Raw genomic sequence first — 26,752 nt, 5'->3', positions numbered from 1 at the left:
CGCACCTACCGAAGCGTGCCATTCCAGCCGGCATCCCAGGTGGGGCCGGGCCCGGGCGTGAACCCCAGGACCCGCCCGGGCTCGATCCGGGCTCCCGCGGCATCCGGCGTGGAACAGAAATCCAGTTCCGTCCTGTCCACCAGCAGGGTCGCAACGACGCCCGCGTCCCGGGCCAGCAGCAGGCCGCCGCGTCCTTCGCGCTGCAGGGGCAGGGCGGCCGCCGCCTCCCACTCGAACCCCAGTGCCCTGACGACGTCGTCCGGGTCCATGTAGGGACAGATGGCCACGGCCCGGTCGAAGTCCTGCGCCTGCCCACAGACCTCCCCCAAGGGATGCGCTGCGAGTCGCGGAGGCCTCGATGGCCCCCAGCAACGGCCGCAGGTCCGCCTGCGGCGTTTGGGCCAGTGTGCCCTGGGCGCACCCGGCAAGCAGCAACGCGCCGGCCCCCAGGGCACCGACCACCCGAGAACCGCGGGCCGCTGCGTGCCCGCCCTGCTTCATTGGACTGTTGCCCGTCGACGGTTCCACGCCACTTCCCCTGTGGTCTTCAACCTCCCGGAATCCCCGGTTCATCTGTCCATAAGCACGAATGCGGCCGCCGAGTCGGTCCCCGCCCACGCAAAAGGGTCCGGGTCGCGGCCTTCCTTGGTGGAAGGCCGCGGGCCGGACCCCGCTGCGGCGCCGGGTCGGCGCCTCGGTACTAGGCGAACCAGATGCCGATTTCGCGTGCGGCGGACTCGACCGAGTCCGAACCGTGGACCAGGTTCTGCTGGACCTTCAGGCCCCAGTCGCGGCCCAGGTCCCCGCGGATGGTGCCCGGGGCCGCGGTGGTCGGGTCCGTGGTGCCGGCCAGCGAGCGGAAGCCGGGGATCACGTTCTGGCCCTCGGCGACGATCGCCACGAGCGGGCCCGAAAGCATGAATTCGACCAGCGGCTCGTAGAACGGCTTGCCCACGTGCTCCTCGTAGTGCGCCTCGAGCAGTTCGCGGGTGGCGGAAACCTGCTTGAGCTCGGAGATCACGTAGCCCTTGGCTTCGATGCGGGAAAGGATCTGCCCGGTCAGCTGGCGCTTGACGCCGTCGGGCTTGATCAGGATCAGGGTGCGTTCAATGGCCATGGAGGCGGCTCCTTCGTTCTGTGTGCTGCAAATGGTCGTTGGTCTTGATTCTACGGTTGGGCACCCGGTGCGCCGGGATCTTCCCGCGGGTGCGCCGCGTCCCAGGCTTCCTGCTCGCGCGCCCGGCGGGCCGTTTCCAGGTCCAGGGCCCGGCCCTTGGTGACCGCGTACCACCAGGTCGCGGCGAAGGCCGCACCGATGAAGAACATCGAGGTCAACAGGAACCCGGAGAGGATCAGCAGCAGCTGCAGCCCCCATCCGATCGCGTATCCCAGCGGTTTTTTCAGCAGCGCGCAGGTGAAGATGCACGCCAAGGCGACCACCGCGCCGATGCCGAGGACCAGCACCGGGGAGAGCGTGTCGCGGTTCAGCCCGAAGACGGCCAGCGCCACGAAGATCACCAGGAACGCCTCGAGCGTGAGCACCGTGGAGGCGAACATCACACGGGTCGAGCGCGGCTTCTTGGGCATCCCGGGGCGCCATTCGCGTTGCGCCTTGGTCATTTTCGCCATGGTTCCTACTTCCCTCCCAGCAGCATGCGGGCCTCGCCGACCAGCGTGATGGACCCGGTGACCAGCACCCCGCCGCCGAAGTCCTCGGAGGCCTCGGCGCGCCCGACGGCCCATTCCAGGGCGTCGTCAAGGCGTTCGGTCACGAAGATGTCCTCCTCGTTGAATCCGGCCTCCAGCGCCATGGCGGCCAGTTCCCCGGCGGGGATGGCGCGCGGCGAATTGGACTGGGTGATGCAGATGTCCTCGGTGAGGTCCAGGTAGTCCTCGCGCAGCTGCGCCAGCATGGCCGGGGCGTCCTTTTCGGCAAGGATCCCGATGACCAGCACCAGCGTGGAGAAGCCGAAGGACTCCTTCACCGCGGCCGCCGAGGCGCGGATGCCGTCGGGGTTGTGCCCGGCATCGAGCAGCACCGTGGGGGCCTTGCGGATGACCTCCAGGCGCCCGGGACTGGTGGCGGCGCCGAAGCCCTCCATCACCAAATCGTGGTTCAGCGCGGTTTCCCCGCCGCCGATGAACGCCTCCACCGCGGCCAGGGCGACGGCGGCGTTCTGCGCCTGGTGCTCGCCGTGCAGCGGCAGCAGGATGCCCGGGTAGCGCCCGGCCAGGCCCTGGATGTCCAGCTGCTGGCCGCCGACGGCGACCGTGCGGTTCTCGACGCCGAACTCGACGCCCTCGAAGCGGTACGGCACCTCGAGTTCGAGGGCCTTGTCCAGCAGCACCTGCGCGGCATCGGCCGGCTGCGCGGAGGAGACCAGAAACCCGCCGGGCTTGATGATCCCCGCCTTTTCCAGGGCGATCAGCTCGGTGGTGTCGCCCAGCAGGTCGGTGTGGTCCAGCGAGATCGGGGTGATGACCGAGACCTGGCCGTCGCCGACGTTGGTGGCGTCGGTGATCCCGCCCAGGCCGACCTCGATGATCGCCACGTCCACCGGGGTGTCGGCGAAGACCGCGAACCCCAGGATGGTCACGGCCTCGAAGTAGGTCAGCCGGTTCTCGCCCGCCGCGGTGAGCTCGTCGTCGACGATCTGCAGGTAGGGGCGGATCTCGTCCCAGATCCGCACGAACGTCTCATCGTCAACGGACTCGCCGTCGATCGCGATGCGCTCGGTGACCGAGACCAGGTGCGGGGAGGAATAGCGCCCGGTGCGCAGGTCGTGGGCGCGCAGCAGCGATTCGATCATCCGCGCGGTGGAAGTCTTGCCGTTGGTGCCGGTGACGTGGATGATCGGGAAGGCCTTGTTCGGCTCCCCGAGGATCTCCATGGCCCGGCGCATCGGCTCCATGCGCGGTTCGATCTTGTTCTCCGGGGCGCGGGCCAGCAGCTCGGCGTACACGCTCTCCACGGAGAACCTGTCAAAGGTGTTGCTCATGTGGTGGGTCCCATTTCCTTGTCGGCGGCTTCGGCCTCGGCCACGGTTTCGACGCTGACGGCGGGTGCCATCCCGTCGTCCCCGGTGACCAGGACCAGCCCGGTGCTGAGCGTTTCGCCCTTGATCAGTTCGGCGTTGGCGTGCAGTGCTGCCACGGTTGCGGCGTCGGCGGTGATTTCGGTGCGGATGCGGTCGCTGACCTGCAGGTCCGCGTCCTTGCGGGCGGACTGGATGGCACGGATCATGTCCCGGGCAGTTCCCTCCGCCGCGAGCTCCGGGGTGACTTCGGTGTCAAGCACCAGGAAGCCCCCGCCGGGCAGCACCGCGGCGGCGATCTTCTCCTCGCCCTCGGTGGCTTCCACGACGGTTTCGAGCGTGTATTCGTGCTCCTCCAGGGCCAGGCCGCCGGCGGTGACCGTTCCGGCGTCGTCCACCGACCAGTCCCCGGACTTGGCGCCCTTGATCGCCAGCTGCACGTTCTTGCCCAGGCGCGGGCCGGCGGCCCGGGCGTTGACCACCAGGCGCTGGCTGATGCCGTACTCGGAGGCGTCGGCATCGGCCGCGTCGATGAGGGTGAGCGAGCGCAGGTTCAGCTCGTCGGCGATGATGCTCGCGAAGGTGCCCTCCAGCGCCGCGGCACCGGGCACCGCGACGGTCATCCCGGCCAGCGGCAGGCGCACGCGCAGGTTCGCGGCCTTGCGCAGCGAGGAGCCCACCGAGGCGATCTTGCGGGTGGTTTCCATGGCCGCGACCAACTCGTCGTTGCGGCCGAAGAGCTCCGCGTCGGGCCAGTTGGCCAGGTGCACCGAGCGCCCGCCGGTCAGGCCGCGCCAGATTTCCTCGCTCGCCAGCGGCAGCAGCGGGGCGCTGACGCGGGTCAGGGTCTCCAGTGCGGTGTACAGGGTGTCGAAGGCGCTGGTGTCCTCGTCGAAGAAGCGCTGGCGGCTTCGGCGCACGTACCAGTTGGTCAGCGTGTCCATGTATGCCCGGATGGTCTCGGCGGCGTCGGAGATGTCGTAGGCATCCAGCTTCGCGGTGGTCTCGCGGACCAGGTCCCCGGTGGCCGCGAGCATGTACGCATCCAGCGGGTCCGCGGCCGAGTAGGTCAACTTCGCCTGGTAGCCGGCGCCGTGGTTCGCGGCGTTGGTGTACAGGCAGAAGAAGTGCCAGACGTTCCACATGGGCAGCAGCACCTGGCGCACGCCCTCGCGGATGCCCTGCTCGGTGACGACCAGGTTGCCGCCGCGCAGGATCGGGGAGGAGAGCAGGAACCAGCGCATCGCATCGGAGCCGTCGCGGTCCAGGACCTCGTTGACGTCCGGGTAGTTCTTCAGCGACTTGGACATCTTCTGCCCGTCACTGCCCAGCACGATGCCGTGGCTGATCACGTTCTTGTAGGCGGGACGGTCAAAGAGCGCGGTGGAGAGCACGTGCATGGTGTAGAACCAGCCGCGGGTCTGCCCGATGTACTCGACGATGAAGTCCGCCGGGTGGTGGGTGTCGAACCATTCCTTGTTCTCGAACGGGTAGTGCGCCTGGGCGTAGGGCATCGACCCGGAGTCGAACCACACATCCAGCACGTCCTCGACGCGGCGCAGCGTGCCGTTATCGGCGCAGCCCTCGTGCGCCTTGGCCAGGTCGTCGATGAACGGGCGGTGCAAATCGGGCTGTCCCTCGTGGTTCAGCGGCAGGCGCCCGAAGGCCGCCTTGATTTCCGCCAGCGAGCCGTAGACCTCGCGGTGGGTGCACTCGGCGCCGTCGCATTCCCACACCGGGATCGGGGATCCCCAGTAGCGGTTGCGGCTGATCGACCAGTCCCGGGCGTTGGCCAGCCACTTGCCGAACTGGCCGTCCTTCACGTTCTCCGGGATCCAGTTGATCTGCTGGTTCAGCTCCAGCATCCGGTCCTTGACCTTGGTGACCTCGACGTACCAGGAGGAGATCGCGCGGTAGATCAGCGGGGTGCGGCAACGCCAGCAGTGCGGGTAGGAGTGTTCGAAGGAGGCCTGCTTGATCAGGCGCGCATCGTTCTTCAGGACGTTGGTGATGGCCTTGTTGGCCTCGAAGACCTGCACGCCGACGATTTCGGCCAGCTCCCCGCCCTTGAACAGCGGCAGGAACTTCGCGCCCTCGTCGATCGAGAGGATCACCGGGATGCCGGCGGATTCGCAGATCTTCTGGTCTTCTTCGCCGTAGGCGGGGGCCTGGTGGACGATGCCGGTGCCGTCGGTGGTGGTGACGTAGTCGGCGACCAGCAGCTGCCAGGCGTTGGCGGTCCCCCAGGTCTCGGTGTCGGTGAAGGTGTCCCAGAGCGGTGCGTACCTGATGCCCGCCAGGTCCTTGCCGGTGTAGCGGCCGGTGACCGCTTCCTTCGCGGCGTCGGCGTCGGCGTAGCCCAGGTCCTTGGCGTAGGCGCCGAGCAGGTCCTCGGCCAGCATGAAGCTGCCGGTGGCGTTGGAGTCCTTCACGCCGTTTTCGCCGGCCGGCAGCACCGCGTAGACGACGTCCGGTCCCACGGCCAGGGCCAGGTTGGTCGGCAGCGTCCACGGGGTGGTGGTCCAGGCCAGAGCCTGCACGCCGGCGAGTTCCTTGGAGATCTCGGATTCACCGGCCAGCAGCGGGAAGGAGACGGTGACGGTCTGGTCCTGGCGGTCCTTGTAGACGTCGTCGTCCATGCGCAGCTCGTGGTTGGACAGCGGGGTCTCGTCCTTCCAGCAGTACGGCAGCACGCGGAAGCCCTTGTAGGTCAGGCCCTTGTCGTGCAGCCGCTTGAAGGCCCAGATGACCGATTCCATGTACTCGACGTTCAGCGTCTTGTAGTCGTTCTCGAAGTCGACCCAGCGTGCCTGGCGGGTGACGTAGTCCTGCCATTCACCGGCGTACTTCATCACCGAGGTGCGGCAGGCGTCGTTGAACTTGTCGATGCCCATGGCCTCGATCTGGACCTTGTCGCTCATGCCCAGCTGCTTCATGGCCTCGAGCTCTGCAGGCAGCCCGTGGGTGTCCCAGCCGAAGCGGCGCTCCACGCGCGACCCGCGCTGGGTCTGGTAGCGGGCGACCATGTCCTTGACGTACCCGGTGAGCAGGTGGCCGTAGTGCGGCAGGCCGTTGGCAAAGGGGGGGCCGTCGTAGAAGACGAACTCGTTGGCACCGTCGACGCCGGCATCGCGGCCGTCGATGGAGGCCTGGAAGGTTTCGTCGTCCTTCCAGTAGGAAAGGACCCGTTCCTCGATCTCCGGGAAACGGGGAGAGGATGGCGTCACGCCATGGGGGTCGGTCGAGGCCTTGGGGTAGCTGGTCATCTGCGGCAGTCCTGGTGATCGAAGGCGCGTGGGCGCTTAGGCGTTCTCCAACACAGGGACGATGGTCAAGTATGCGGATACTCCACCTCGCGGTACCACCCCGCTTGCCTTCTCCGCCCGGGATGCCCCGGGGCCGGATCGGGCCGCTCGTTGACTGCTGTGACGGGCTTACCCGCTTGGTTCTACTTGGCTTCCCCGCGTGGGCAAGGTTGCCGTTCTTCCAAGGACTCGCCGGTGATGGCCGGGTCGACGTCGTGATGCCTCCCAGTCTAGCGCCCCTGCCGCCCCATTGGGGAATCCGCCGGGGTGTTCGCCCGGGCACCGGTTCGGCACCCGCCAAAATACTTATCCACAGATCTTCGACGCTGCCCCCGCGGCCGGCGGGGGCGGGGCATGCTTGAACCATGTCCAGCACCCCAGCCCTCGCCGCCGAGGCGCTCACGACCCTCAACGGGCTCGTGCAGCACACCCCGGGAACCCCGGACGACCCGGTCGCCACGACCGGGTCCCGGGACGGTTCGCTGCGCGCGCTGGCGCTTCTCATCCCCGTGCTCAGGTTGGCGATCGACGAGGCAGCGGCAGAGGTCGGGTCCTCCCCGGTGCGGGCCGCGGCCTTCGTGGCGCTCACCGAGGCCATCTGCCGGCAGGTAGGCTACGGCCAGTTGCTGGCGGCATCCCGAGCCGTCGACGCGCAGGTGCACACCATCACCGAGGAACCGCTCGCGCAGCTCAACGCCTGGCTTGGGGATCCCGAGGCGGCGGCCGCCAGCCCGCTGCCGGCCGATGTCCCCACGCCGGCTGGCTCCAGGCCGTACTTCCGCGAAGACGCCGACTTCCTCGAGGCACAGCTGAACCTCACGCATTTCCAGGCCCGGCACCGGGTGCAAAGCGCCGAAAACCTGCTGCCGCACACCGGATTCAACGGCACCCTCGTTCCGCCGAAGTTCCCGCTGCTGGGCCAGGTGCTCAGCGACGGCGCAGCGGACCCCAGGTCGCTGGCCACGCTGGCCAAGAAGTTCGAGAACCTCTCCCCCGCCGGCGACCTGGCGGACGACGCAGGCACCGGGCGGGCGCTGGAGGCGGAGCTGGCCGAGGCCGCGCGCACCCGCAACTCCCAGGGCACCGAAAAACTGCTCAAGGACCAGGCCAAGAGGCTCGAGGACACGGCAGCCGCGACGGCGCGCGAGCTCGTCGAAGAACTCTTTGTCGGCGCCCACTACCTGGGCCACACGCGCAAGGGCTACGAGTACAGGGTCATCACCACCGCCGAGGGCCACGAACTGCTGGCCACCGCCGCGGACATCCTCAACAGCCCGCGGACCAAGGCGGGCACCCCGGCCGAACAGGCGTCCCAGGCCGGACCTCCGATCCCCGACTGGGCCGTGGATCCCGGCACTCCGCCTGATGCACGCCCCGCCGCCGGATTCACCGACCTGGGTCAACCCGGGCAGCTGGACCCCACTGTCGAGATGCGCCCCGGCGAGACCATCGAACAGGCACTGACGCGGCAGCGGGCACGCCGCCTGCATCAGCTCATCCTTGATTCGGTGCGGATCGCCACCAGCCCGGCCGAAGCCGGTGCCCCGAAGGACCGGGCCGGCGACGGACAGATGCCCTTGGCACCGAACGTGACCCTGAATGTGACCATCGACCTGCAAACGTTCCTGGGCCAGCTCGAGGCGGCCGGGGTCACCGACCGTGGCGAAGAGATCTCGGCGGCCACCTGCCGGCGCATCGCCTGCAACGCCGGCATCATCCCAATCATCCTGAACGGGGACGGGGTGCCGCTGGAGCTGGGCCGCAGCCGAAGATACTTCAACCGGGCCCAACGCCGGGCCATCGCCGTCCGCGACAAGGGCTGCATCAACCCGGGCTGCACCATGTCCATCGGCCGGTGCGAGGCACACCACCTGGATGCATGGAATTGCGGCGGCCGCACCGACGTGTCGCGAGGGTGCCTGTTGTGTCCGCTGTGCCACCAGGCCTACCACGCGGGCAAGTTCCGGATCGAGATGATCGGCGGGCACCCGCACGTGATCCTGCCCAGGTCCCGGGACCCGCTGCAGCTCCCCCGGCGGAACTGGATCTTCCATCCGGGCGCCGCACCTGCCCGGGCCGCCTGAGCCTTCCGCCTTTCGGTGGCCGGCGCTGGCGGAGCGCGGCTTGGCCCGGGCTCGCGACATGGAGATTTCCCGGTGGACCGGGTTGGTGCCCGGCGCAGTGTTCCCGTTGTTGCCGCACCTTGGGGCGGTCGCCCGCTTCCGCCGGCGCAGGAAGAACCCGTCGACGAACGCCGCGGGGCCCGGCCGCTAGGCAAGCACGGTGTGCTCGACCTTCCAAGCCGTCAGTCGCGGGTACACCCAGAAGCTGTAGATGCCCAGGGTGATGATGCACAACAGGAACCACTTGATCCACAGACCGAAGATGCCCCACCCGGTACCGGTGAATTGCAGCGGCCTCCCGAGCAGCAGCGTGTTGTTGGCGCGCCAGCGTTCCACCAGCACCACGGCAAAGGGGTAGCAGATCCCCAACGTCAGCACCGTGATGAGCATCCCGAGCAGCTGGGTGCCGAACCAGGTTGCGGCTCCGCCGCGGAAAACGAAGATCGGTGCGCCCGGCGGAATGCTGCCCAATGCGGCGAGGCCCGGTCCCGGTTGGCTGTTTCCACTGGTGTACATGCCCATGATGCTTCTCCCCCTGGTTGGTGCACGGGTTCGGGACGGATGCCGGAAGTGCCGTGGCGGTCCTTGGAGCGAACCCGTGAGCCCCGACGTTTTACGTGCAAGACGGCCGGGGCCGGGGACGCCGCGGGACCGGACACCTGGTTCGCCACCCCTATTGGGTGCGGGCGCCGGCGGTCTGCTCCGCCGTGCGCGAGACGGCGACCATCTCCTTGCGATCCACGACCTTGATGCGTTCGCGCACCACGGGACCTGCCGGGGTGGGTGCCGGGGCGGCCGCGGCACCGAGGCCCTGCTCGTGGGCATCCAGCGCGAGCCAGCCGTCCCAGCCGGTGTAGGCGACGCCCTTGGCCTCAAGCAGGGCCGGCACGGCCTCGGGTGCGGGGTTCGCGGCCACCGGCAGCTGGTTCAGGTCCGCGAGCAGGTGGGCGATGGTTTCGGCGGCGTCGGACTTGGTGTGCCCGATCAGCCCGACGGGTCCGCGCTTGATCCAGCCGGTCGCGTAGAGCCCGGGGACCTGGGTGCCGGCGGCGTCCAGCACCTTGCCCTCGAGGTTGGGCACGGTGCCGGTGCGCCCGTCGTATTCGATCTCCGGCAGCGCCGAGCCGAAGTAGCCGATGGCCCGGTACACGGCCTGGACGGGGTAGTCGACGAGCTCGCCGGTGCCGCGCGCGTTCCCGGTGCCGTCGAGTTCCTGGCGCTCGAACCTGATGCCGGCGACCTTGCCGTCGGTCCCGGTGACCTCCACCGGGGAATGCAGGAAGTGCAGGTGCAGGCGGCGGCGCGGGCGCCCGGATGCGGTGGCGGCGGCGCCCTGGCCGCGTTCCTCGCGTTCCTCCTGCTCGATCAGCCAGTTGGCCAGCGTGCCGACCATGGTCTTGACCTGGTTGTTGGACTTGATCAGGGCGTCGGAGGCCGCGTCGAACTCGAAGTCCTCCGGGTAGAGCACGATGTCCACGTCCCGGCTGTGGCTCAGCTCGCGCAGCTCCAACGGGGTGAACTTCACCTGGGCAGGTCCCCGGCGGCCGAAGACGTGCACGTCGGTGACCGGGGATGCGGCCAGGCCCGCATGGACGTTGTCCGGGATCTCGGTGGCCAGCAGGTCCTCGGGGTGCTTGGAGAGCACGCGGGCCACGTCCAGGGCCACGTTGCCGTTGCCCAGCACCGCGATGTCCGTGGCCTCAAGCGGCCAGCTGCGCGGCACGTCCGGGTGCCCGTCGTACCAGGAGACGAAGTCCGCGCCGCCGTGGGAGCCCTCCAGCTCGATGCCGGGGATGTTCAGGTCCGCGTCGTTGACGGCGCCGGTGGCGAAGATGACCGCGTCGTAGTGCTCGCGCAGCTCCGCGATCGACAGGTCGGTGCCGTAGTCGACGTTGCCGAAGAAGCGGATGTCCCCGCGGTCCAGCACCTTGTGCAGCGCCTTGACGATGCCCTTGATGCGCGGGTGGTCCGGGGCGACGCCGTAGCGGATCAGACCGTACGGTGCCGGGTAGCGGTCGAAGAGGTCGATGGCGAGCTCGAAACCGCGTTCGGCCTTGGTGAGGATGTCCGCGGCGTAGACGCCGGCGGGGCCCGCGCCGATGATGGCCACGCGCAGCGGGCGGGAAGCGAAGGCGGCGGGGGTCGGGACGGGCGTCGCGACGGGGGCCGGCGTGTTTTTTTCGGTCATGGGGGGGTCCTCCTGGGCGTGTATTTGGGGGTGTAGCTGGATGCGTGGCGTGCGGGGTGTGCTCGGCCGGCAACTCAGCCGGCGGGCAGCAACTGCCGGGTGTTCGCGGCCGGGGCCAGGGCCGCTGCGGCGTGCGGGCTGATGCGCACCACGTCGCCGATGACGATCACCGCCGGGTTGGCCACGCCGATCCGCGCCGAGGTGGCGGCAATGGCATCTAGCCTGTCGATGGTGATGCGCTGGTCCGGGCACCAGCCGCGCTCGATGACCGCGACCGGGGTGTCGGGCCGCAGCCCGCGGCCCAGCAGCGTGGCGGTGTTGCGTGCCAGCCGGGCCACGCCCATCAGCAGCACCAGGGTGTGGTCGGGGCGGGCCGGCAGTTCGGCCAGTTCCTCGTGCCCGGTGGCCATCGAAAAACCGGTGGCCACCCCGCGGTGGGTGACGGGGATCCCGGCGGCGGCCGGGACGGAGATGGCGCTGGTGACCCCGGGGACGACGGACACCTCGATGCCGTGCGCGCGGCAGTGGGCGGCTTCCTCGCCGCCGCGGCCCAGCACGAACGGGTCCCCGCCCTTGAGCCGGACCACGCGGTTACCCGCCCGGGCCTCGGCGACCAGCACCGCGTTGATTTGGTCCTGCGTGGCCAGGTGGTCGCCGGGGGCCTTGCCGACCTCGATGATGCGCACGGACGGGTCGAGTTCGCCCAGCAGCCCGCGCGGGCCCAGCCGGTCGGCGACCACCACGTCGGCGGCGGCCAGCAGCCGGCGCCCGGTGACGGTGATCAATCCCGGATCGCCCGGGCCTCCCCCGACCAGGGCCACGGAGCCGGGCCCGGAGCGGCGGCGGCGCAGCGGCAGCAGCCCGGTGTCCGCGGCCAGCGCGATGGCGTTGCGCAGCCCGGCGGCGCGGCGCGGGTCCCCGCCGGCGGTGACCGCCACGGTGGTTCCCTCCCCGGTCCGGGCGACGGCGGGGGTCCAGGCGCTGGAGGCGGCGTGGTCCGAGGCGTTGACGCACCAGGTCTGCCGGGCGTCGGCATCGGCCGCGACCCGCGCGTCGAGCACCTTGTTCCCGGTGGCGGTGTGGGCCAGCCACATGCCCGACAGGTCCCCCGGCTCGTAGCCGCGCCGGCGCCAGCGCAGCTTCCCGGCGGCCGCGGCCTCGGCGATCGGCCCGACGGCCTCCGGGGCGATGACGGTGATCCTCGCGCCGGCCTCGAGCAGCTGGGCGATGCGTCGTGCCGCCACCTTTCCGGCGCCGACGCAGAGCACGTCCTTGCCGGAAAGGCGCAGCGCCAGCGGGTGGATGGGTGCCTGGCGGGTTGTGGTGGACTGGCTCATGCTCGGCTCCTGGGGGTGGCGGGTGGCGGTGGGTCGGCGGCGCGGGGCCGGTGGATGGGTCGTTTGGCGGTTCATCGGCCGGCTCCGGGCGCCAGGCCGCGGCGGTGCAGCAGCCGCCGCTCCAGCGGGGTGAAGACCAGCAGTTCGACGGCGATGCCCACGGCGAGGATGGCCAGGATGGCGGCGACGACCACGGCCATCTGCGACAGGTCGCGGCCCTGCTGCAGCAGCGAGCCCAGGCCGAAGCCGATGGACCCGCCGACCGCGATGATCTCCGCGGCCATCAGCGAGCGCCAGGAAAACGCCCAGCCCTGCTTGAGCCCGGCCAGGTATCCGGGCAGCGCCGCCGGCAGCACAATGCGCAGCAGTTGCTGGGTGCGCGAAGCGCCCAGCACGGTGCCGAGCCGGCGGTATTGCGGCGGGACCATGTCCACGCCGGACAGGAACCCGTTGGCGATGGAGGGGGTGGCGCCCATCAGCACCACGAAGAAGACCGTGGCGTCGGTCAGGCCGAACCAGATGATCGCCGCCGGAACCCAGGCGACGGACGGGAGCACCTGCAGGCCGGAAACCAGCGGTCCCAGGCCGCGGCGCAGGGTGGTGGAGGCCGAGAGCAGCAGCCCCAGCGGCGTGCCGATGGCCAGGGCCAGCGCGAAGCCGAGCACCCCGCGCTGCAGCGAGGTGGCCACGGCCTCGGCCAGCCGGCCGTCGGCCGCCAGCGCCCCGGCGGTGCCCAGCACCTCGAGCGGGCCGGGGAACAGGTCCGTGCGCGGGGAACCGAACCAGGCGGCCAGCTGCCACAGGCTCAGCAGGGCCGCGAGGGTGCCCAAGGGCAGCAGGATCCGCCCGGCCGCCGGCCGGGAGGCGGCGGGGGCGTCCTGCAGGTTGTCCAGGCCGGCCTCGAGCTCGCCGAGGGAATCCGTGGTGGCCTGGGATCCCGGGCCCGCGGGCAGCGCCGCCGGGTCCGGGTCCGGAGCGGGGTTCGCGGCGCGGGCGGTGGCCCGTTCACGGGCAATGGCGGTGGCTGAAGTGATGCTAGTTGGCATGGTGGCGGATCTCCTCGCGTAGCCTCTGGGTGATGTCGCCGGTCAAGGCGGCCTGCGCGGCCGGGTCGGTGCGCACGTGCCCGGGGATCTTCCACTCGGCGGCGATCCGCCCGGGACGGGAGGAAAGCAGCAGCACCCGCTGGCCCAGGCGCACGGCCTCGCGGACGTTGTGGGTCACGAAGAGCACGGTGCGCCGGTGGGCGCGCCAGATCCGTTCGAGTTCCTCGTGCAACAGGTCCCGGGTGATCGCGTCCAGCGCCGCGAACGGCTCGTCCATCAGCAGCACCGGACGGTCCTGGCCCAGGGCACGGGCCAGCGAGGCGCGCTGGCGCATGCCGCCGGAGAGCTCGTGCGGGCGCTTGTCCCCGGCATCGGCCAGGTGGACCAGCTCCAGCAGCTCCCCGGCCCGCGCCCGGCGTGCGTTGCGCGGGATTCCGCGCAGTTCCAGGGCCAGTTCGATGTTGGCGCGGGCCGTGAGCCAGGGCAGCAGGGCAGCGTCCTGGAACATGAACGCCGCGCCTCCCGCCGGGACGCCCACGGATCCGGCCGATGGCGGCTCGAGCCCGGCGATGACGTTGAGCAGCGTGGACTTCCCGCAGCCCGAGGCACCCAGCACCGCGACGAATTCGCCCGTCACGATGGTGGTGGTGATGCCGGAGAGCACCGGGGCCGCGCCGTAGTCCTTGGAGAGGTTCTCGATGGCGATGCTCATGCGCCGGCCCCGGCCTGGGTGGTGCTGGCGGCGCGGGCCGCCTCCAGGAACGAGGTGTCCACGAGCCCGTCCAGGCTCGCCGGTTCGGCAAGCGACGCGGCGACGGCGTTTTCCAGCAGCCGCGGGTAGGCCCCGGCCAGCGGATCCGCGGTGAATTCCAGCTTTCCCAGCGCGCGGGCCAGCACGTCGGTAGCCAGCGGGGCACCGGCGGTCTCGGCGAGCCGCGCGTTCAGCACCGCCAGCACGTCGGCTTCCCTGGCGGTGTTGATCCAGTCAAGCGCCGCCAGGTGGCCGCGCAGCAGGGCCTCGACGGTGCGGGGGTGGCGGGCGGCGAAGTCCGGGGACACCGCGAGCACCGTGGTCGGGAACAGCCCCGGCGCACCGGTCTCGGTCCCGTCCCACAGCTCCGCCTCGTCGAGGAGCACCATCGCGCCGGCCTCGAGCACCAGCCGGGAGGCCCACGGCTCGGGCAGCCAGGCCCCGTCGATCTTTCCGGCGCGGAAAAGTTCCAGGCTCTGGGCGTTGGACGTGGGGGTGATGGCCACCGCCCCGCCGCGCAGGTCGGTTTCCAGCCCCTGGGCAGCCAGCCAGGTGCGCAGTGCGACGTCCTGGGTGCCGCCGAGCTGCGGGGTGGCCAGGGTGGTGCCGCGCAGCGCCGCGGCCTCGGCGATGCCGGCGCGGACCACCAGCTGCGCTCCGCCCGCCGCGGCACCGGCCAGCACGCGCAGCCCCGCGCCCCCGCTGGAGGCAAAGGCGGCGATCGCGGGATTCGGCCCCAGGTAGGCGGCATCGATGGCCCCGGCGTTCAGCGCCTCGACGGCGGCGGGACCGGCGCCGAAGACGCTGGTGGCCAGGCTCGTGCCGGAGCCCCCGAGCTCGGCGGCGAACAGCCCCTTGGCGGTGCCGACGAGCGCCGGCGCGTGGGTGAGGTTGGCGAAGAAGCCCAGCCGCAGCGTGGCCGCGGGCCCGGTGGGTGCGGTGCCGGCCGTTCCCGGGCGCGGCACCGTGGTGGTGGCGGCGGCGCCGAGCACCAGCAGGCCCAGCAGCCCGGTGCCGCCGGCGAGCAGCGCCCGCCTCCCGGGGCCGCGCTGCGGCCCGTCGGCGGTGTACCGGATGGTGTCCATGGGAGGTGTCCTTGTCTGTGGGTGCGGCATGGGGGTGGTACGGCATGTGTGCTGCGGCGGGGACGGTGCCCCGCCCGGGGGTTCGCCGCTAGGCGGCGGAGTTGCGCTCTGCGATGAGTCCGGCGGCCAGCGTATTGCCGTCCTGCGGGTCGATCACCAAAAACGCCCCGGTGCGGTGGTGGCGCGCGTACGGCTCGGTGGGAAGTTCGGCGGCCAGGCGCAGCACCACGGTGCCGATGTCGTTCAGTTCCAGGCTGGCGGCGGGCAGCAGCCCGAAGTCCTCCAGGTCCAGCCGGCCCTCGATGGCGGTGACCTTCGCCCGCACCGTGGCCGTGCCGTGCTTGATGAGCACCGCGGCCCCGGGGCGCAGCGGGGCCGGCGAGAGCCAGCACAGCTGGGCCAGCAGGTCCGCGGAGGAATCGGGCAGCGTGCCGGCGGCGGCGATGGTGTCCCCGCGGGCGATGTCCAGCTCGTCGGCAAGCCGCAGCGCCACCGACGCGGGTGCCGTGGCGGTATCGAGCCGGACCCCGGCGGCGTCGATCCCGGTGACGGTGGTTTCCCGGCGCGGGGCGCCCGGGGACGCCACGGTGACCCGGTCCCCCACGGCGATGGTTCCGGCGGCAATGGACCCGGCGTAGGCGCGGTAGTCGCGGAACGCCTCGGCATCCAGGCCCGGGGCCAGCGCGCCTTGGGGGCGCAGCACCAGCTGGACCGGGAAGCGGAAGTCCTCGGCCGCGGCGGCCGCCTCGTCGCGGGTTGGCAGGGATTCTAGCAGCCCCAGCAGCGTTTCCCCGGTGTACCAGGGGGTGTGTGCGGAGCGCTCCACCACGTTGTCCCCGCGCAAGGCGGAGACCGGCAGGACGTGCGGGGTAGGCAGGCCCAGCCCGGCGGCCACCCGTGCCACGTCGGCGGCGATGTCCGCGAAGCGCTGCCCGTCGTAGCCGATCAAATCGATCTTGTTCACCGCGATGACCACGTTGGGCACACGCAGCAGGCCGATGACGCCCAGGTGGCGGCGGGTCTGCTCGAGCACCCCCTTGCGGGCGTCGATCAGCACGATGGCCGCGTCGGCGGTGGAGGCGCCGGTGACGGTGTTGCGCGTGTACTGCACGTGTCCGGGGCAGTCGGCCAGCACGAAGGAGCGCTCACCGGCGCTGAAGTAGCGGTAGGCCACGTCGATGGTGATGCCCTGTTCGCGTTCGGCGCGTAGCCCGTCGGTCAGCAGCGCCAGATCCAGGGTGCCGTCCCCGCCGCCGAAGCCGGTCTCCGCGGAGGTGCGGGCCAGGGTCTCGAGGGTGTCGGCGAGGACCACCTTGGCATCGTGCAGCAGCCGGCCGACGAGCGTGGACTTGCCGTCGTCCACGGAGCCGGCCGTGGCGAAACGGAAGAGCCCGCGGGTGCCCAGCGCCGGTGCGGCATGGCCACGTGCGGCCTCGTCACATGCGGCGGTGTCCGCGGCGGTGTCCAGGTTCGTGGTGCTCATTAGAAATACCCGTCCTTCTTGCGGTCTTCCATGGCCGCCTCGGAGATGCGGTCGTCCGCGCGGGTGGCCCCGCGTTCGGTGATGGTGGTGGTGGCGACCTCGGCGATGACCTTCGCGACCGTGTCGGCCTCGGAGAGCACCGCCCCGGTGCAGGACATGTCCCCCACGGTGCGGTAGCGCACCCTGCGGCGCACCGTGGGCACCCCGTCGCCGGGCCGGCTGAATTCGCCGGTGGCCCGCCACATGCCCGAATGCTCGAAGACCTCGCGCTCGTGGGCGTAGTAGAGCGGGGGCAGCGCGATGTTTTCGCGTTCGATGTAGCGCCAGATGTCCAGCTCGGTCCAGTTGCTGATCGGGAAGGCGCGCACGTGCGCACCCGGGGTGTGGCGCCCGTTGTACAGGTTCCACAGTTCGGGGCGCTGGTTGCGCGGGTCCCACTGGCCGAACTCGTCGCGCAGCGAGAGGATGCGTTCCTTGGCCCGGGCCTTGTCCTCGTCGCGGCGCCCGCCGCCGAAGAGCACGTCAAACCCGTTGTCCTCGATGGCGTCGAGCAGCGGGGTGGTCTGCAGCGGGTTGCGGGTGCCGTCGGCGCGCTCGGCCAGCCGCCCGTCGTCGATGTAGTCCTGCACGCTGGCCACCTCCAGGCGCAGGCCCAGCCGCTCGACCGTGGCGTCGCGGAAGGCGATGACCTCGGCGAAGTTGTGCCCGGTGTCCACGTGCAGCACCGGGAAGGGGACAACCCCGGGCCAGAAGGCCTGGGTGGCCAGATGCAGCATCACCACCGAGTCCTTGCCGCCGGAAAACAGCATCGCGGGGCGTTCGAACTCGGCGACGACCTCGCGCAGGATGTGGATGGATTCGGCCTCGAGCGCATCGAGCACGTCGGTTTCGTGCGTGCTGCCGGGTGTGCCGGGTGCGGCGGGGACCGGCCGCGCGGGGGCGGGTGCGGTGGTGCTCATCTCTGGCTCCTTCGTGGGTGTGTTGTGGCGGGCATGCGGCGCGGCGCCGCTGCTGCGGGGCTCATCGGTGGATGCCGCATTCGGTCTTGGCGACCCCGGCCCAGCGGCCGGTGCGCGGGTCTTGCCCCTCGGCCACCGGCAGGGTGCAAGGTGCGCAGCCGATCGAGGGGTAGCCGTTGGACAGCAGCAGGTTCACCGGGACGCTGTGCACGGTGGCGTGGGAAATCAGCTCGTCGAAGCTCCATCCGGCCAGCGGGTTGACCTTGACCAGCCCGTGCGCAGCATCCCAGGTGACCAGCGGGGTCTTGGTGCGGGTGGGGGCCTCCTCGCGGCGGACCCCGGTGAACCAAAGCCGGTATCCGGACAGCGCACGGGCCAGCGGCTCCATCTTGCGCAGACGGCAGCAGGCACCGGGGTCGCGTTCATGCAGCCGGGGCCCGAACTCGGCGTCCTGTTCCTCGACGGTGCGTTCGGGGAGCACGTCGACGATCCGCACGTCCAGGGAGGACGCGACCTCGTGGCGCGTCGCGTGGGTCTCGGCGAAGTGGTAGCCGGTCTCCAGGAAGAGCACGTCGACCCCGGGCAGCTGCTCGGCGACGACGGCGGGAAGCACGGCGTCGGCCATCGAGCAGGCGACGGCGACCTCGGCGGTCGCGAAGTTCGCCGCCACCCAGGCGATCACCTCGGTGGCCGGCGCGTCGAAGCCCAGCTGCGCGGCGCCGGCCTCGGCCAGCGCCCGGTCGGCTCTCTTCCGATCCGCAATGACCGTATCGGCGGCCCTCACAGGACGTCCTCGTCCGCGGCGCGGTGCGACCACGCGGCGAAGGACTCGCCGTCCGCGGACCCGGCCGCGTAGTTCTCCAACACCCGCTCGACGTAGTCGGGCAGGTCCCGGGCGGTGACCTTCAGGCCGCGCACGGTGCGGCCCAGCCCGGCCTCCCCGCGTTCGGTTGAGGCCAGTCCCCCGCCCAGGTGGACCTGGAAGCCGGGGGTCTGCCCGCCGTTGCCGTCGGGCAGCAGCTGGCCCTTCAGGCCGATGTCCGCGGTCTGGATGCGGGCGCAGGAGTTCGGGCAGCCGTTCACGTGCAGGCTCAGCGAGGGCGGCAGCCGCACCGCGGACTTGGCCGCGAAGCGGGTCTCGAGCTCGGCGACCGCGGCAATGGTCGTGTCCTTGGTGTCGACGATCGCGAGCTTGCAGTATTCGATGCCGGTGCAGGCGATCGCGGAGCGGCGGAAGATGCTCGGCGTGGTTTCCAGGCCCAGCGCATCCAGTTCCGCGGCGGCCGCGGCCACCGATCCGGCCGGGATGTCCAGGGCCAGCAGCTTCTGGTGCGGGGTGGTGCGCAGCCGCTTCGAGCCGTGGCGCTCGAGCAGGTCCGCCAACTCCAGCAGCAGCGTGCCGGAGAGCCGCCCGGCATTCGGGGACGCGCCGATGTAGTGGCGCCCGTCCTTCTGCTCGTGGATGCCCACGTGGTCCCCGGGGGTGGTGGGCTTCTCGGGGGCGGGCCCGTCGGGCAGTGCGTAGCCCAGGTACTCGGTTTGAAGCACCTCGCGGAAGCGCGCGGGCCCCCAGTCGTTCATCAGGTACTTCAGCCGCGCCTTGTTGCGCAGCCGCCGGTAGCCGTAGTCGCGGAAGATCGACACGACCCCCAGCCACACCTCGGCGGCGCGCTCCTCGCTCACAAAAGCGCCCAGCCGTTCGGCCAGCCGTGCGCTGGTGGACAGGCCGCCGCCGACCCACAGGTCGTAGCCCGGCCCGTGCTCGGGGTGGCGCACCCCGACGAGGGAGATGTCGTTGATTTCGTGCACCACGTCCTGGGAGGGGTGCCCGGTGATGGCGGTCTTGAACTTGCGCGGCAGGTTGGCCAGCTCGGGGTCGCCGATGAAGCGCTCCCGGATCTGAGCGATGACCGGGGTCGGGTCCAGGATCTCGTCCTTGGCGATCCCCGCGACCGGGGAGCCGAGGATGACCCGCGGCACGTCCCCGCAGGCCTCGGTGGTGTCCAGGCCCACGGCTTCGAGCCGGCGCCAGATCTCCGGGACGTCCACCACGTCGATCCAGTGCAGCTGGATGTTCTGCCGGTCGGTGACGTCCGCGGTGTCGCGGGCGAAGTCGCGGGAGATCTGCCCGATGGTGCGCAGCTGGTCGGTGCTCAGCGTGCCGCCGTCGATGCGCACGCGCAGCATGAAGTAGCGGTCCTCGAGCTCGTGCGGCTCCAGGGTGGCGGTGCGCCCTCCGTCGATGCCGGGCTTGCGCTGGGTGTAGAGGCCCCACCAGCGGAAGCGGCCGTGCAGGTCGGTGGGGTCGATGGAGTCGAAGCCGCCGCGGGCATAGACGGTCTCGATGCGCTCGCGCACGTTCAGCCCGTTGTCGTCGGCCTTGAACGCCTCGTTGGGGTTCAGCGGGGCGGTGCCGTCGATCTTCCACTGTCCGTGCGGCTTGGCCGCCGGGCGGGCTGGCCGGGCGGTGCCGGTGCTTGCCGGGGTGTCGGTTGCCTGTGTCATGGCTACGACAGTAGGGCGGGTCGGAGACGGCCCGCCAGCGGCCCCCGACCCGAAACGTCATGCCGTAACGCGGCGACCTATTCGGTGTCGGAGGGCCCCGCCGCGAGGGCTTCGGAGAGTCTTCCGGCGACACATTTAGCGATTGTGACGCCCGGCAGCAGCGCCGCCGTCACCTGGTCGGCGCCGGCTCCGGCCAGCCGGTCGTGGAAGAATCCGGGGGCCAGCAGGAAGGCGGCAATGCCCACGCGCTTGGCGCCCGCGGCATGTGCCGCAGCCACCGCGTCGGGCACCGACGGATCGGCGGCCGAGCAATAGGCCACCGTGACCTCCTGGCCCAGTTCCGCGGCGAGGGCCTCGGCCATCCGGGCCGCCTGCCGTTGCCCGGCCTCGAGGCGCGTGCCTGCTGCGGCCAGCACCACCGCGTCCCCGGGGCGGTGTCCGGACTCGGCCAGCCGCGCCGCCAGCACTTCGGCCAGGCGCGGGTCGGGGCCCATGGGGCCGGCCACGAGGGTGTGCGGCCGGGCGGCCGCCGCCTCGGCGATGTCCACCGAGGTGTGGAAGCCCTCGGAGAGCAGCAGCGGGGCGACGATGGCATCCTCGCCGGGCGGCAGGGCGGCGAGCACCGATTCCAGCCGGGGTTCCTGCACGTCGACGTAGGCCTCGTGGATGACCGCGTCGATGCCGTCGGCGGAAAGCACCTCGGCCAGGTCCCCGCGCAACCCGTTCACGAGCCGGCGGCCTTCGGGGTTCTCGGTGCCGTGGGCGCAGGCCACCACGTGCAGCGGCCGTGCCGCCCCTGGCGCGGCGGGGCTCACGCCTGGCCGCGGATCAGCTTGTGGGCAGCGGCCTGGGCGACCGGGCGGACGACGATCTCGTCGAGGTTCACGTGGTGCGGGGCGTTGACGGCGTAGGAGACGATGTCTGCCACGTCCCCGGCGGTGAGCGGCTTGGCCACCCCGGCGTAGGTCTTCTGGGCCAATTCGCGGTCCCCGCCCAGCCGGCGCAGGGCGAATTCCTCGGTCTGCACCAGGCCGGGCAGCACCTCGATGACCCGAATGTTGTGCTCGACCTCTTCCAGGCGCAGGGCCTGGGTGAGCGCGCGCTGTGCGGCCTTCGCGGCGTTGTAGCCGGATCCTCCCTCGTAGCTGACCAGCCCGGCGGTCGAGGTCAGGTTGAGCACGGTGCCTTCGCCGTGGGCGCGGAGCATCGGCAGGAAGGCGCGGGTGATCTTCATGGTGCCCATGACGTTGGCCTGGAGCATGAAGTCCCAGTCCTCGTTCTTGGCCTCGGCCAGGTGGTCGGCGCCGCGGGCGCCGCCGGCGATGTTGACCAGGGTGTCGATGCCGCCGGCGGCCTCGACGGCCGCGAGCAGCGCCGCGACCTGGGCGTCGTCGGTGATGTCGGCGGCGACGGGGATCGCGCCGGTCTCCTGTGCGAGCTTCGCCAGCCGGTCGGCGCGCCGGGCCACGGCAAAGACCTTCCACCCCGCGGCGGCCAGGGTGCGCGCGGTGGCCTCCCCTATTCCGCTGGAGGCTCCGGTGACGACGGCTGCATGCTGGGGGCGTGGATTCGATGGCGACATGGACAAATCCTAACCAGCGGGGGCACCTGCCCCCAACCGCGATGTCGTTTCATGGCTCGGGGTTCGACCGCGGCGCCCCTGGCCGCGGCCTCATGATTCCTGCTGTGCCCCGGCCAGGAAATCGATGAGCACCACTGCGTGGTTGTGGACGGTATCGCGGGCGCCGTAGACCAGCACGACGTCGTCTTCCTCGCGGGCGATCTCCAACAGCCGTTCGGCACCCTCCGCGGCGGAACCCACCTCCAGCTCCTGGCGGTAGTGGTCGCTGAACTCGGTGAACCGCTCGGCCTTGTGGCTGAAGGCCACGCGCAGCTGGGGCGAGGGGGCCACGTCCTTGGCCCAGTCGTCGATCGCCGCACGTTCCTTGCTCAGTCCCCGCGGCCAGAGCCGGTCCACCAGGATCCGGTAGCCACCGTCGGCAGGTTCGTACGCACGCAATAATCGAAAACTTCCCATGCTTCAATTTTAGGCCTGTTTAGGCACTTCTTCCAGAGGAGGTGGCACCGGCCCGGGGAGGACGGCATGCATGGGTTTCCGGTCAGCACGGTTGCCCCTGAGGCCTACTGCGAGAATGCATACTCCTGGATGGCCACCGCGGCAGCACCCCGGGCCCACTGGTCGAATTCCCCTGCCAGCACGGTGATCCGGACCTCGCCCGCCTCCGGGTCCCGGTCCCCCGCCAGGGCGGCACGCACGGTCGGCCCGTACTTCTCGAAGAGCTCGATCCCTTCGCCGCCCAGGGCCACCGTATTGACCATGGTCAGGTTCGCGGCCGCTGCCAGGAAGTGTCCCAGGGCCCGCGCAGCGGCCTGCAGCACCGAGTGGGCAACCTTGTTCCCGGCGGCTGCCAGCCCGAAGGCCTCTTCGTAGGTGACCTCCCGCTGCAGCGACGTGGAGATTTGAGCACAAATGCTGGGAATCGTGAGCATGGCGGTGGAACACCCGCGGTGCCCTTCAAGGCACAGCGGGCCGTTCGGATCCAGCGGGAAGTGCCCGCCCAGCCCCAACCCGGTGTCCGGACCTCGGACCACGCGATCATGGATGGCAAGCCCGTAGCCCACGCCCGCACCGACGGTCACCACGGCGAAGTCGGCGACCGACCGCCCCACACCGAACCACTGCTCGGCGGCAACGAGTGCCGTCACGTCATTCTCGAGCAACACCGGAAGTCCGGTGCGTTGACGCAGCAGGTCCCCCAGCGGGACATTGCGCCAGTCCAGGAACGGGGCGCGGTCAATGGCCGTCCCGCCGGATATCTGGCCACCTATGGAGATGCCCACCCCCGACACTTGAAGTCCGGACCGCTCGCGGAGCTCGCCGACCAGCTCCACCAGGACCTCAACCACGTCCGCAACCTCGTGGGTCGGCAGCTCGCGCGAGGCGCTGACCCGGGAAATCGCGCGCAGGTCGGTGAGCACGCCTTGCGCCATCGTTCCGGTGATCTTGATGCCGACGAAGAACCTGGCCTCCTGGCGGATGTCGAGCAGCCGAACGGGGCGCCCCACGCTCCCGTCGAGGACCAGGTCACTTTCGCTCACGATTCCCGCATCCAGCAACGGCTTGCTCAGCCGGGTCAGGCTGGCGGCGCTGAGCTTCAGCCGCCGGGAAAGCTCACCGCGGGAGCTGGGGCCATGGATCAGGATGGCGCGCGCCACTTCCAGTTCCGGCTCGCTGAGCAACGGCGCCCATGCTGCCGTCCGCCCAAGGGACCGGTTCCGCGTGGCGCTTGGTTCGCTGTTCGTCGTGGCTTCAATTGACATGCAACCAGTTTATTTCATATCGGTCATAAATATCGACCCAACTCGCCACCGGATCGACGCCCAAACGACGCCAGGCCCAGGTTCCCTCGGATCCTGTGGTGCTTGACACGTCGATTAGTTTTGAAGTAAAAATAATGAATGACCTCGACAGCTCACCCCTTCGCGCCCTACCACCAGCTCCACCGCGGGGGCACCTCCGTCATCGTTGATGCCACGACCGCCGGGATGCCAACGATCATCCACTGGGGCCCGGCGACCGGTGAACTCGGCGAAAGCGAGCTGCGTGACCTGGCCAGCGCGGCCCGCCCGCAACGCGTCTCCGGCGGGATCGACCAGCCAGCCCGATTGGACCTCTTCCCCCAGGAACGCTTCGGCTGGCAGCACTCCCCCGCGCTCGAGGGCCACCGCGATTCCCTGTCCTGGGCCAGCGCCCTGAGCGCCACCGACATCCAATCCAGCGCACACAGCCTGGCCATCAGCGCCACCGACCCCGTCGCCGGCCTCGAACTTCTCACCGAACTGCAGCTCAGTGCCAACGGCGTTCTCTCCCAGCGCCACACCCTGAGTAACTCCGGCTCCGGTTCCTACCTGGTCAACCGGCTCGCCACCGTGTTCCCGCTGCCGCACACCGCAACCACGATCCAGGACAGCACCGGCCGCCACCTCAAGGAACGCAGCGCCCAGCGCCGTCCCTTGACGGTCGGCTCGCACGTGCGCGAATCCCGCCGAGGCCGCCCCGGCGCCGATGCCAGCCTGCTGATGCTGGCCGGCGAGACGGGCTTCGGACACCGCTCGGGCCTGGTCCACGGCGTCCACCTGGCCTGGAGCGGCAACCACCGGCTGAGCGCCGAGCGGACCATCACCTCCGACAACTTCATCACCGCCAGGGAACTCTTGCTGCCCGGGGAGCTGGTCCTCGAACCGGGGACCAGCTATTCCACCCCGTGGGCGCTCGGCTCCTGGGGCCACGGCCTCGACCAGCTCTCGGCCCGTTTCCACCGGGACCTGCGGGCACGGCCGCAGCACCCGGCCAAGCCGCGCCCGGTCACCTTGAACACCTGGGAAGCGGTGTACTTCGACCACGACCTGGGCACCCTCACGGACCTTGCAGAGAAGGCCGCCACCGTGGGAGTTGAACGCTTCGTGCTCGACGACGGCTGGTTCAACGGCCGCCGCGACGACACCGCGGGCCTCGGCGACTGGTTTGTCGATGCGCAGGTGTGGCCGCAGGGCCTGTCCCCGCTCATCGACCACGTGACGGGGCTCGGCATGGAATTCGGGCTGTGGTTCGAACCCGAGATGGTCAACCCGGACAGCGACCTGGCCCGCAACCATCCCGACTGGATACTGCATACCGCCGACCGCTGGCCGGTGAGCGCACGCCAGCAGCAGGTGCTAAACCTGGCCCATCCCGGGTGCTACGCGTACCTGCTGGAGCGCATCGACGCCCTGCTCACCCAGTACCCGATCGGCTACATCAAGTGGGACCACAACCGCGACCTGCTTGAGGCTTCCCACGCGCACAGCGGAACCGCGGCGGTGCGGGAAACCACCCTTGCGCTCTACCGGCTGCTTGCCGAGCTCAAGGCCCGGCACCCGCACCTGGAAATCGAAAGCTGCGCCTCGGGAGGCGCCCGCGTGGACCTGGGCATCCTTCAGCACACCGACCGCATCTGGACCTCCGACTGCATCGATCCGATCGAGCGGTTGGACAACCAGGAAAACACCAACCTGCTGGTCCCCTACGAGCTGATGGGCGCCCACATCGGCGGTCCGCGCTCCCACTCCACCGGGCGCAGGCACGAGCTGGGGTTCATGGCACGCACCGCGATCTTCGGGCACTTCGGGATCGAATGGAACATCGCCGGCATCGGCGAGTCACTCACCACCGAGCTCGCACGGTGGGTCGACTTCCACAAGGAAAACCGGAGCCTCTTCCACTCCGGGGACAGCGTCCACGCAGACCATCCGGACCCCGCCCTCGACATCCGGGGAGTGGTTGCCGCCGACGCCTCCCGCGCGGTCTTCGCCTTCACGCAGCGCCAGGCATCGATCACCTACCCCGCAGGACGCTTCACCCTGCCCGGGCTGGACCCCGAGGCCAGGTACACGGTGCGGCTCAGCGAACCGCTGAACGATTCGGTCGGCAACGGCCAGTCCGCGCTGTCCTGGTCGCAAACCCCGCATGTCCTCAGCGGCACCACCCTGGGAACCATTGGGCTGCAGTCCCCCGTGCTCTTCCCCGAGCAATCGGTACTGATCATGCTTGACCGGACCGACGGCTAAGGAACACCTGTGAACACCGCAAAATCCCGTCCGAGCACCTGGCGCCGCCTCGCCGGCGCCGCCCTGGCCGTGGCCCTGGGTGCTTCGTTGGCCGCCTGCGCCCCGGCGGACGCCGGCCGCGTGAAACTGGACTTCTTCCAGTTCAAGCCCGAGGCGGTCGCCAATTTCCAGGGGCTGGCCGCGGAGTTCGAGGCGAAGAACCCGGGCATCGATGTGGTCATCAACTCGGTTCCGGACCCCGACACCGCAATCCGCACCCTCCTGGTCAAGGGCAAGACACCCGATGTGCTCACACTCAACGGCAACGGGAACTTCGGCGACCTGGCCGCATCCTGCGTGTTCGCGGACCTTTCGGCCTTCCCCGCGGCCTCCCGGACCAAACCCGAGATCCAGGAAATCCTGGATTCCCTGGGGACCTGCCACGGCAGCGAGACCAACGGCCTGCCCTTTGCCAACAATGCCAGCGCCATCCTGTACAACCCCGACATCTTCGCCAAGTACAACGTCGCGGTGCCGCGCACCTGGGACGAGCTCATTGCCGCGGCAGACACCTTCAAGGACAACGGGGTGGCACCGTTCCACATGACCCTCAAGGACGCGTGGACCGTTCTGCCCGCCTACGTGAACCTCGCCGGGAACCTCAAGCCGGCCGGGTTCTTCCAAGACATCCGCTCCTCCGCGTGGACACCGCAGAACGGGACGCATTCCTTCGCGGCGGACGGGGTGGAAGCCGCCGAAAAGCTCAAGAAGCTCTTCAGCTACCGCCAGCCCGGCGCCGACAGCGACGGCTACAACGACGGGAACGCGGCCTTCGCCGCGGGAAAATCGGCCATGTACCTCCAGGGCAGCTTCGCCATTCCCGCCATCCGGGCAGCCAACCCGGAGGCAAGGATCGCCTCGTTCCCGTACCCGACCACCAACAACCCTGCCGACACGACCCTGGTCACGGGTGTCGACGTCACCCTCGCGATGGGACGGGACACCAAGCACCCGACCGAAGCCGCGGCATTCATTGAGTTCCTGATGCGCAGCGAGTCGATGAAGGACTACGCCGAGGCGCAATCCGCACTCGTGCCGCTGAAGGACGCCGGACCCATCGTCGACCCGGCGTTGGCCGGGGTCCAGGACATCTTCGAGCGGGGCCGGCTGATCGGCTACTTCGACCACCAGGTGCCCACCAGCATTCCGTTCACCGCAATGCTGCAGCAGTTCATGCTCGACGGCGACACCACGGCATTCCTCGACCGGGCCGACCGCGAGTTTGCCAAGGCCGCAGCACGCACAGCAACGAAGAAAGGGGAATGACC

General features: G+C 70.3%; 22 protein-coding genes. 3 read left to right on the top strand and 19 right to left on the bottom strand.

Annotated features, from left to right (window positions below; all coding sequences use genetic code 11):
• Nucleotides 1–5: 5 nt before the first annotated feature.
• The 5 genes from FPY90_RS02395 to ileS form a co-directional block, all read right to left on the bottom strand.
• The gene (locus tag FPY90_RS02395; protein ID WP_071216443.1) at nt 6–329 is read right to left on the bottom strand and encodes a hypothetical protein; all 324 of its coding nucleotides are present in this window, start codon (nt 327–329) and stop codon (nt 6–8) included.
• A gap of 371 nt (nt 330–700) precedes the next feature.
• Nucleotides 701–1,117: a nucleoside-diphosphate kinase gene (gene ndk, locus FPY90_RS02390; RefSeq protein ID WP_071216442.1), complete on the bottom strand. Its 417-nt coding sequence runs from the start codon at nt 1,115–1,117 to the stop codon at nt 701–703.
• 50 nt (nt 1,118–1,167) lie between these two features.
• A complete protein-coding gene (locus FPY90_RS02385) occupies nt 1,168–1,629 on the bottom strand; it encodes a DUF4233 domain-containing protein (RefSeq protein WP_071216441.1) in 462 nt (153 codons plus the stop codon).
• Between the two features lie 5 nt (nt 1,630–1,634).
• The gene (locus FPY90_RS02380) at nt 1,635–2,999 is read right to left on the bottom strand and encodes a bifunctional folylpolyglutamate synthase/dihydrofolate synthase (RefSeq protein WP_498683620.1); all 1,365 of its coding nucleotides are present in this window, start codon (nt 2,997–2,999) and stop codon (nt 1,635–1,637) included.
• A complete protein-coding gene (ileS, locus tag FPY90_RS02375) occupies nt 2,996–6,301 on the bottom strand; it encodes an isoleucine--tRNA ligase (RefSeq protein WP_498683619.1) in 3,306 nt (1,101 codons plus the stop codon). Before ileS ends, FPY90_RS02380 begins: the two co-directional genes overlap by 4 nt.
• Nucleotides 6,302–6,705: 404 nt before the next feature.
• Here ileS and FPY90_RS02370 point away from each other — a divergent pair, with 404 nt between their 5' ends.
• Nucleotides 6,706–8,424 (top strand): HNH endonuclease signature motif containing protein, encoded by a 1,719-nt coding sequence (locus FPY90_RS02370; protein WP_498683618.1) that lies wholly within the window; start codon nt 6,706–6,708, stop codon nt 8,422–8,424.
• 186 nt (nt 8,425–8,610) lie between these two features.
• On the opposite strand, the gene FPY90_RS02365 is transcribed toward FPY90_RS02370, so the two are convergent.
• From FPY90_RS02365 to FPY90_RS02300, 14 genes are all read right to left on the bottom strand, one after another.
• A complete protein-coding gene (locus FPY90_RS02365; RefSeq protein WP_498683616.1) occupies nt 8,611–8,979 on the bottom strand; it encodes a DUF898 family protein in 369 nt (122 codons plus the stop codon).
• Between the two features lie 157 nt (nt 8,980–9,136).
• Nucleotides 9,137–10,651, bottom strand: coding sequence for an FAD-dependent oxidoreductase (locus tag FPY90_RS02360; RefSeq protein ID WP_498683615.1), 1,515 nt, complete (start codon nt 10,649–10,651; stop codon nt 9,137–9,139).
• Between the two features lie 74 nt (nt 10,652–10,725).
• Nucleotides 10,726–11,988 (bottom strand): uroporphyrinogen-III C-methyltransferase, encoded by a 1,263-nt coding sequence (cobA, locus tag FPY90_RS02355; protein WP_498683613.1) that lies wholly within the window; start codon nt 11,986–11,988, stop codon nt 10,726–10,728.
• Between the two features lie 71 nt (nt 11,989–12,059).
• A complete protein-coding gene (locus tag FPY90_RS02350) occupies nt 12,060–13,034 on the bottom strand; it encodes an ABC transporter permease (protein WP_498683611.1) in 975 nt (324 codons plus the stop codon).
• Nucleotides 13,024–13,746, bottom strand: coding sequence for an ABC transporter ATP-binding protein (locus tag FPY90_RS02345; protein WP_498683609.1), 723 nt, complete (start codon nt 13,744–13,746; stop codon nt 13,024–13,026). The genes FPY90_RS02350 and FPY90_RS02345 overlap by 11 nt, the downstream gene beginning before the upstream one ends.
• The gene (locus tag FPY90_RS02340; RefSeq protein ID WP_498683607.1) at nt 13,743–14,870 is read right to left on the bottom strand and encodes an ABC transporter substrate-binding protein; all 1,128 of its coding nucleotides are present in this window, start codon (nt 14,868–14,870) and stop codon (nt 13,743–13,745) included. The genes FPY90_RS02345 and FPY90_RS02340 overlap by 4 nt, the downstream gene beginning before the upstream one ends.
• A gap of 88 nt (nt 14,871–14,958) precedes the next feature.
• A complete protein-coding gene (locus FPY90_RS02335; protein ID WP_083411487.1) occupies nt 14,959–16,353 on the bottom strand; it encodes a sulfate adenylyltransferase subunit 1 in 1,395 nt (464 codons plus the stop codon).
• Entirely contained in the window at nt 16,353–17,312 is a 960-nt protein-coding gene (gene cysD, locus FPY90_RS02330) for a sulfate adenylyltransferase subunit CysD (RefSeq protein ID WP_498683606.1), read from the bottom strand. The genes FPY90_RS02335 and cysD overlap by 1 nt, the downstream gene beginning before the upstream one ends.
• A 61-nt stretch (nt 17,313–17,373) precedes the next feature.
• Nucleotides 17,374–18,096: a phosphoadenylyl-sulfate reductase gene (locus FPY90_RS02325; RefSeq protein ID WP_498683604.1), complete on the bottom strand. Its 723-nt coding sequence runs from the start codon at nt 18,094–18,096 to the stop codon at nt 17,374–17,376.
• The gene (locus tag FPY90_RS02320; RefSeq protein WP_498683602.1) at nt 18,093–19,817 is read right to left on the bottom strand and encodes a nitrite/sulfite reductase; all 1,725 of its coding nucleotides are present in this window, start codon (nt 19,815–19,817) and stop codon (nt 18,093–18,095) included. Before FPY90_RS02320 ends, FPY90_RS02325 begins: the two co-directional genes overlap by 4 nt.
• A 77-nt stretch (nt 19,818–19,894) precedes the next feature.
• On the bottom strand, nt 19,895–20,632 hold the full coding sequence (locus FPY90_RS02315; protein WP_498683601.1) for a sirohydrochlorin chelatase: 738 nt from the start codon (nt 20,630–20,632) through the stop codon (nt 19,895–19,897).
• Nucleotides 20,629–21,399, bottom strand: coding sequence for an SDR family oxidoreductase (locus FPY90_RS02310; RefSeq protein WP_498683599.1), 771 nt, complete (start codon nt 21,397–21,399; stop codon nt 20,629–20,631). Before FPY90_RS02310 ends, FPY90_RS02315 begins: the two co-directional genes overlap by 4 nt.
• A gap of 90 nt (nt 21,400–21,489) precedes the next feature.
• Nucleotides 21,490–21,855, bottom strand: a complete 366-nt coding sequence (locus FPY90_RS02305) for a DUF488 domain-containing protein (RefSeq protein ID WP_498683597.1) — start codon at nt 21,853–21,855, stop codon at nt 21,490–21,492.
• Between the two features lie 104 nt (nt 21,856–21,959).
• A complete protein-coding gene (locus FPY90_RS02300) occupies nt 21,960–23,159 on the bottom strand; it encodes an ROK family protein (protein ID WP_498683596.1) in 1,200 nt (399 codons plus the stop codon).
• Between the two features lie 138 nt (nt 23,160–23,297).
• Here FPY90_RS02300 and FPY90_RS02295 point away from each other — a divergent pair, with 138 nt between their 5' ends.
• Complete coding sequence (locus FPY90_RS02295) at nt 23,298–25,445, top strand: alpha-galactosidase (RefSeq protein WP_498683595.1); 2,148 nt, start codon at nt 23,298–23,300, stop codon at nt 25,443–25,445.
• Nucleotides 25,446–25,454: 9 nt separating this feature from the next.
• Nucleotides 25,455–26,750 carry an ABC transporter substrate-binding protein gene (locus FPY90_RS02290; protein ID WP_498683594.1) on the top strand — a complete coding sequence of 432 codons (1,296 nt, stop codon included), beginning with the start codon at nt 25,455–25,457 and terminating at the stop codon, nt 26,748–26,750.
• Nucleotides 26,751–26,752 lie beyond the last annotated feature (2 nt).

Origin of the sequence: Arthrobacter sp. C2, assembly GCA_024207135.1 — a bacterium.
Classification (GTDB): Bacteria; Actinomycetota; Actinomycetes; order Actinomycetales; family Micrococcaceae; genus Paeniglutamicibacter.
Note: the sequence above shows the minus strand (reverse complement) of the source record. Positions and strands in the feature narration are given on the sequence as shown.

Bases quoted from the DNA above. Each gene is read 5' to 3' on its own strand.
- FPY90_RS02365 (WP_498683616.1), bottom strand. From the start codon at position 8,979: ATGTACACCAGTGGAAACAGCCAACCGGGACCGGGCCTCGCCGCATTG.
- ndk (WP_071216442.1), bottom strand. From the start codon at position 1,117: ATGGCCATTGAACGCACCCTGATCCTGATCAAGCCCGACGGCGTCAAG.
- FPY90_RS02295 (WP_498683595.1), top strand. From the start codon at position 23,298: ATGACCTCGACAGCTCACCCCTTCGCGCCCTACCACCAGCTCCACCGC.
- FPY90_RS02305 (WP_498683597.1), bottom strand. From the start codon at position 21,855: ATGGGAAGTTTTCGATTATTGCGTGCGTACGAACCTGCCGACGGTGGC.
- FPY90_RS02360 (WP_498683615.1), bottom strand. From the start codon at position 10,651: ATGACCGAAAAAAACACGCCGGCCCCCGTCGCGACGCCCGTCCCGACC.
- ileS (WP_498683619.1), bottom strand. From the start codon at position 6,301: ATGACCAGCTACCCCAAGGCCTCGACCGACCCCCATGGCGTGACGCCA.
- FPY90_RS02345 (WP_498683609.1), bottom strand. From the start codon at position 13,746: ATGAGCATCGCCATCGAGAACCTCTCCAAGGACTACGGCGCGGCCCCG.
- FPY90_RS02385 (WP_071216441.1), bottom strand. From the start codon at position 1,629: ATGGCGAAAATGACCAAGGCGCAACGCGAATGGCGCCCCGGGATGCCC.
- FPY90_RS02340 (WP_498683607.1), bottom strand. From the start codon at position 14,870: ATGGACACCATCCGGTACACCGCCGACGGGCCGCAGCGCGGCCCCGGG.
- FPY90_RS02310 (WP_498683599.1), bottom strand. From the start codon at position 21,399: ATGTCGCCATCGAATCCACGCCCCCAGCATGCAGCCGTCGTCACCGGA.
- FPY90_RS02335 (WP_083411487.1), bottom strand. From the start codon at position 16,353: ATGAGCACCACGAACCTGGACACCGCCGCGGACACCGCCGCATGTGAC.
- cobA (WP_498683613.1), bottom strand. From the start codon at position 11,988: ATGAGCCAGTCCACCACAACCCGCCAGGCACCCATCCACCCGCTGGCG.
- FPY90_RS02350 (WP_498683611.1), bottom strand. From the start codon at position 13,034: ATGCCAACTAGCATCACTTCAGCCACCGCCATTGCCCGTGAACGGGCC.
- FPY90_RS02320 (WP_498683602.1), bottom strand. From the start codon at position 19,817: ATGACACAGGCAACCGACACCCCGGCAAGCACCGGCACCGCCCGGCCA.
- cysD (WP_498683606.1), bottom strand. From the start codon at position 17,312: ATGAGCACCACCGCACCCGCCCCCGCGCGGCCGGTCCCCGCCGCACCC.
- FPY90_RS02380 (WP_498683620.1), bottom strand. From the start codon at position 2,999: ATGAGCAACACCTTTGACAGGTTCTCCGTGGAGAGCGTGTACGCCGAG.
- FPY90_RS02300 (WP_498683596.1), bottom strand. From the start codon at position 23,159: ATGTCAATTGAAGCCACGACGAACAGCGAACCAAGCGCCACGCGGAAC.
- FPY90_RS02370 (WP_498683618.1), top strand. From the start codon at position 6,706: ATGTCCAGCACCCCAGCCCTCGCCGCCGAGGCGCTCACGACCCTCAAC.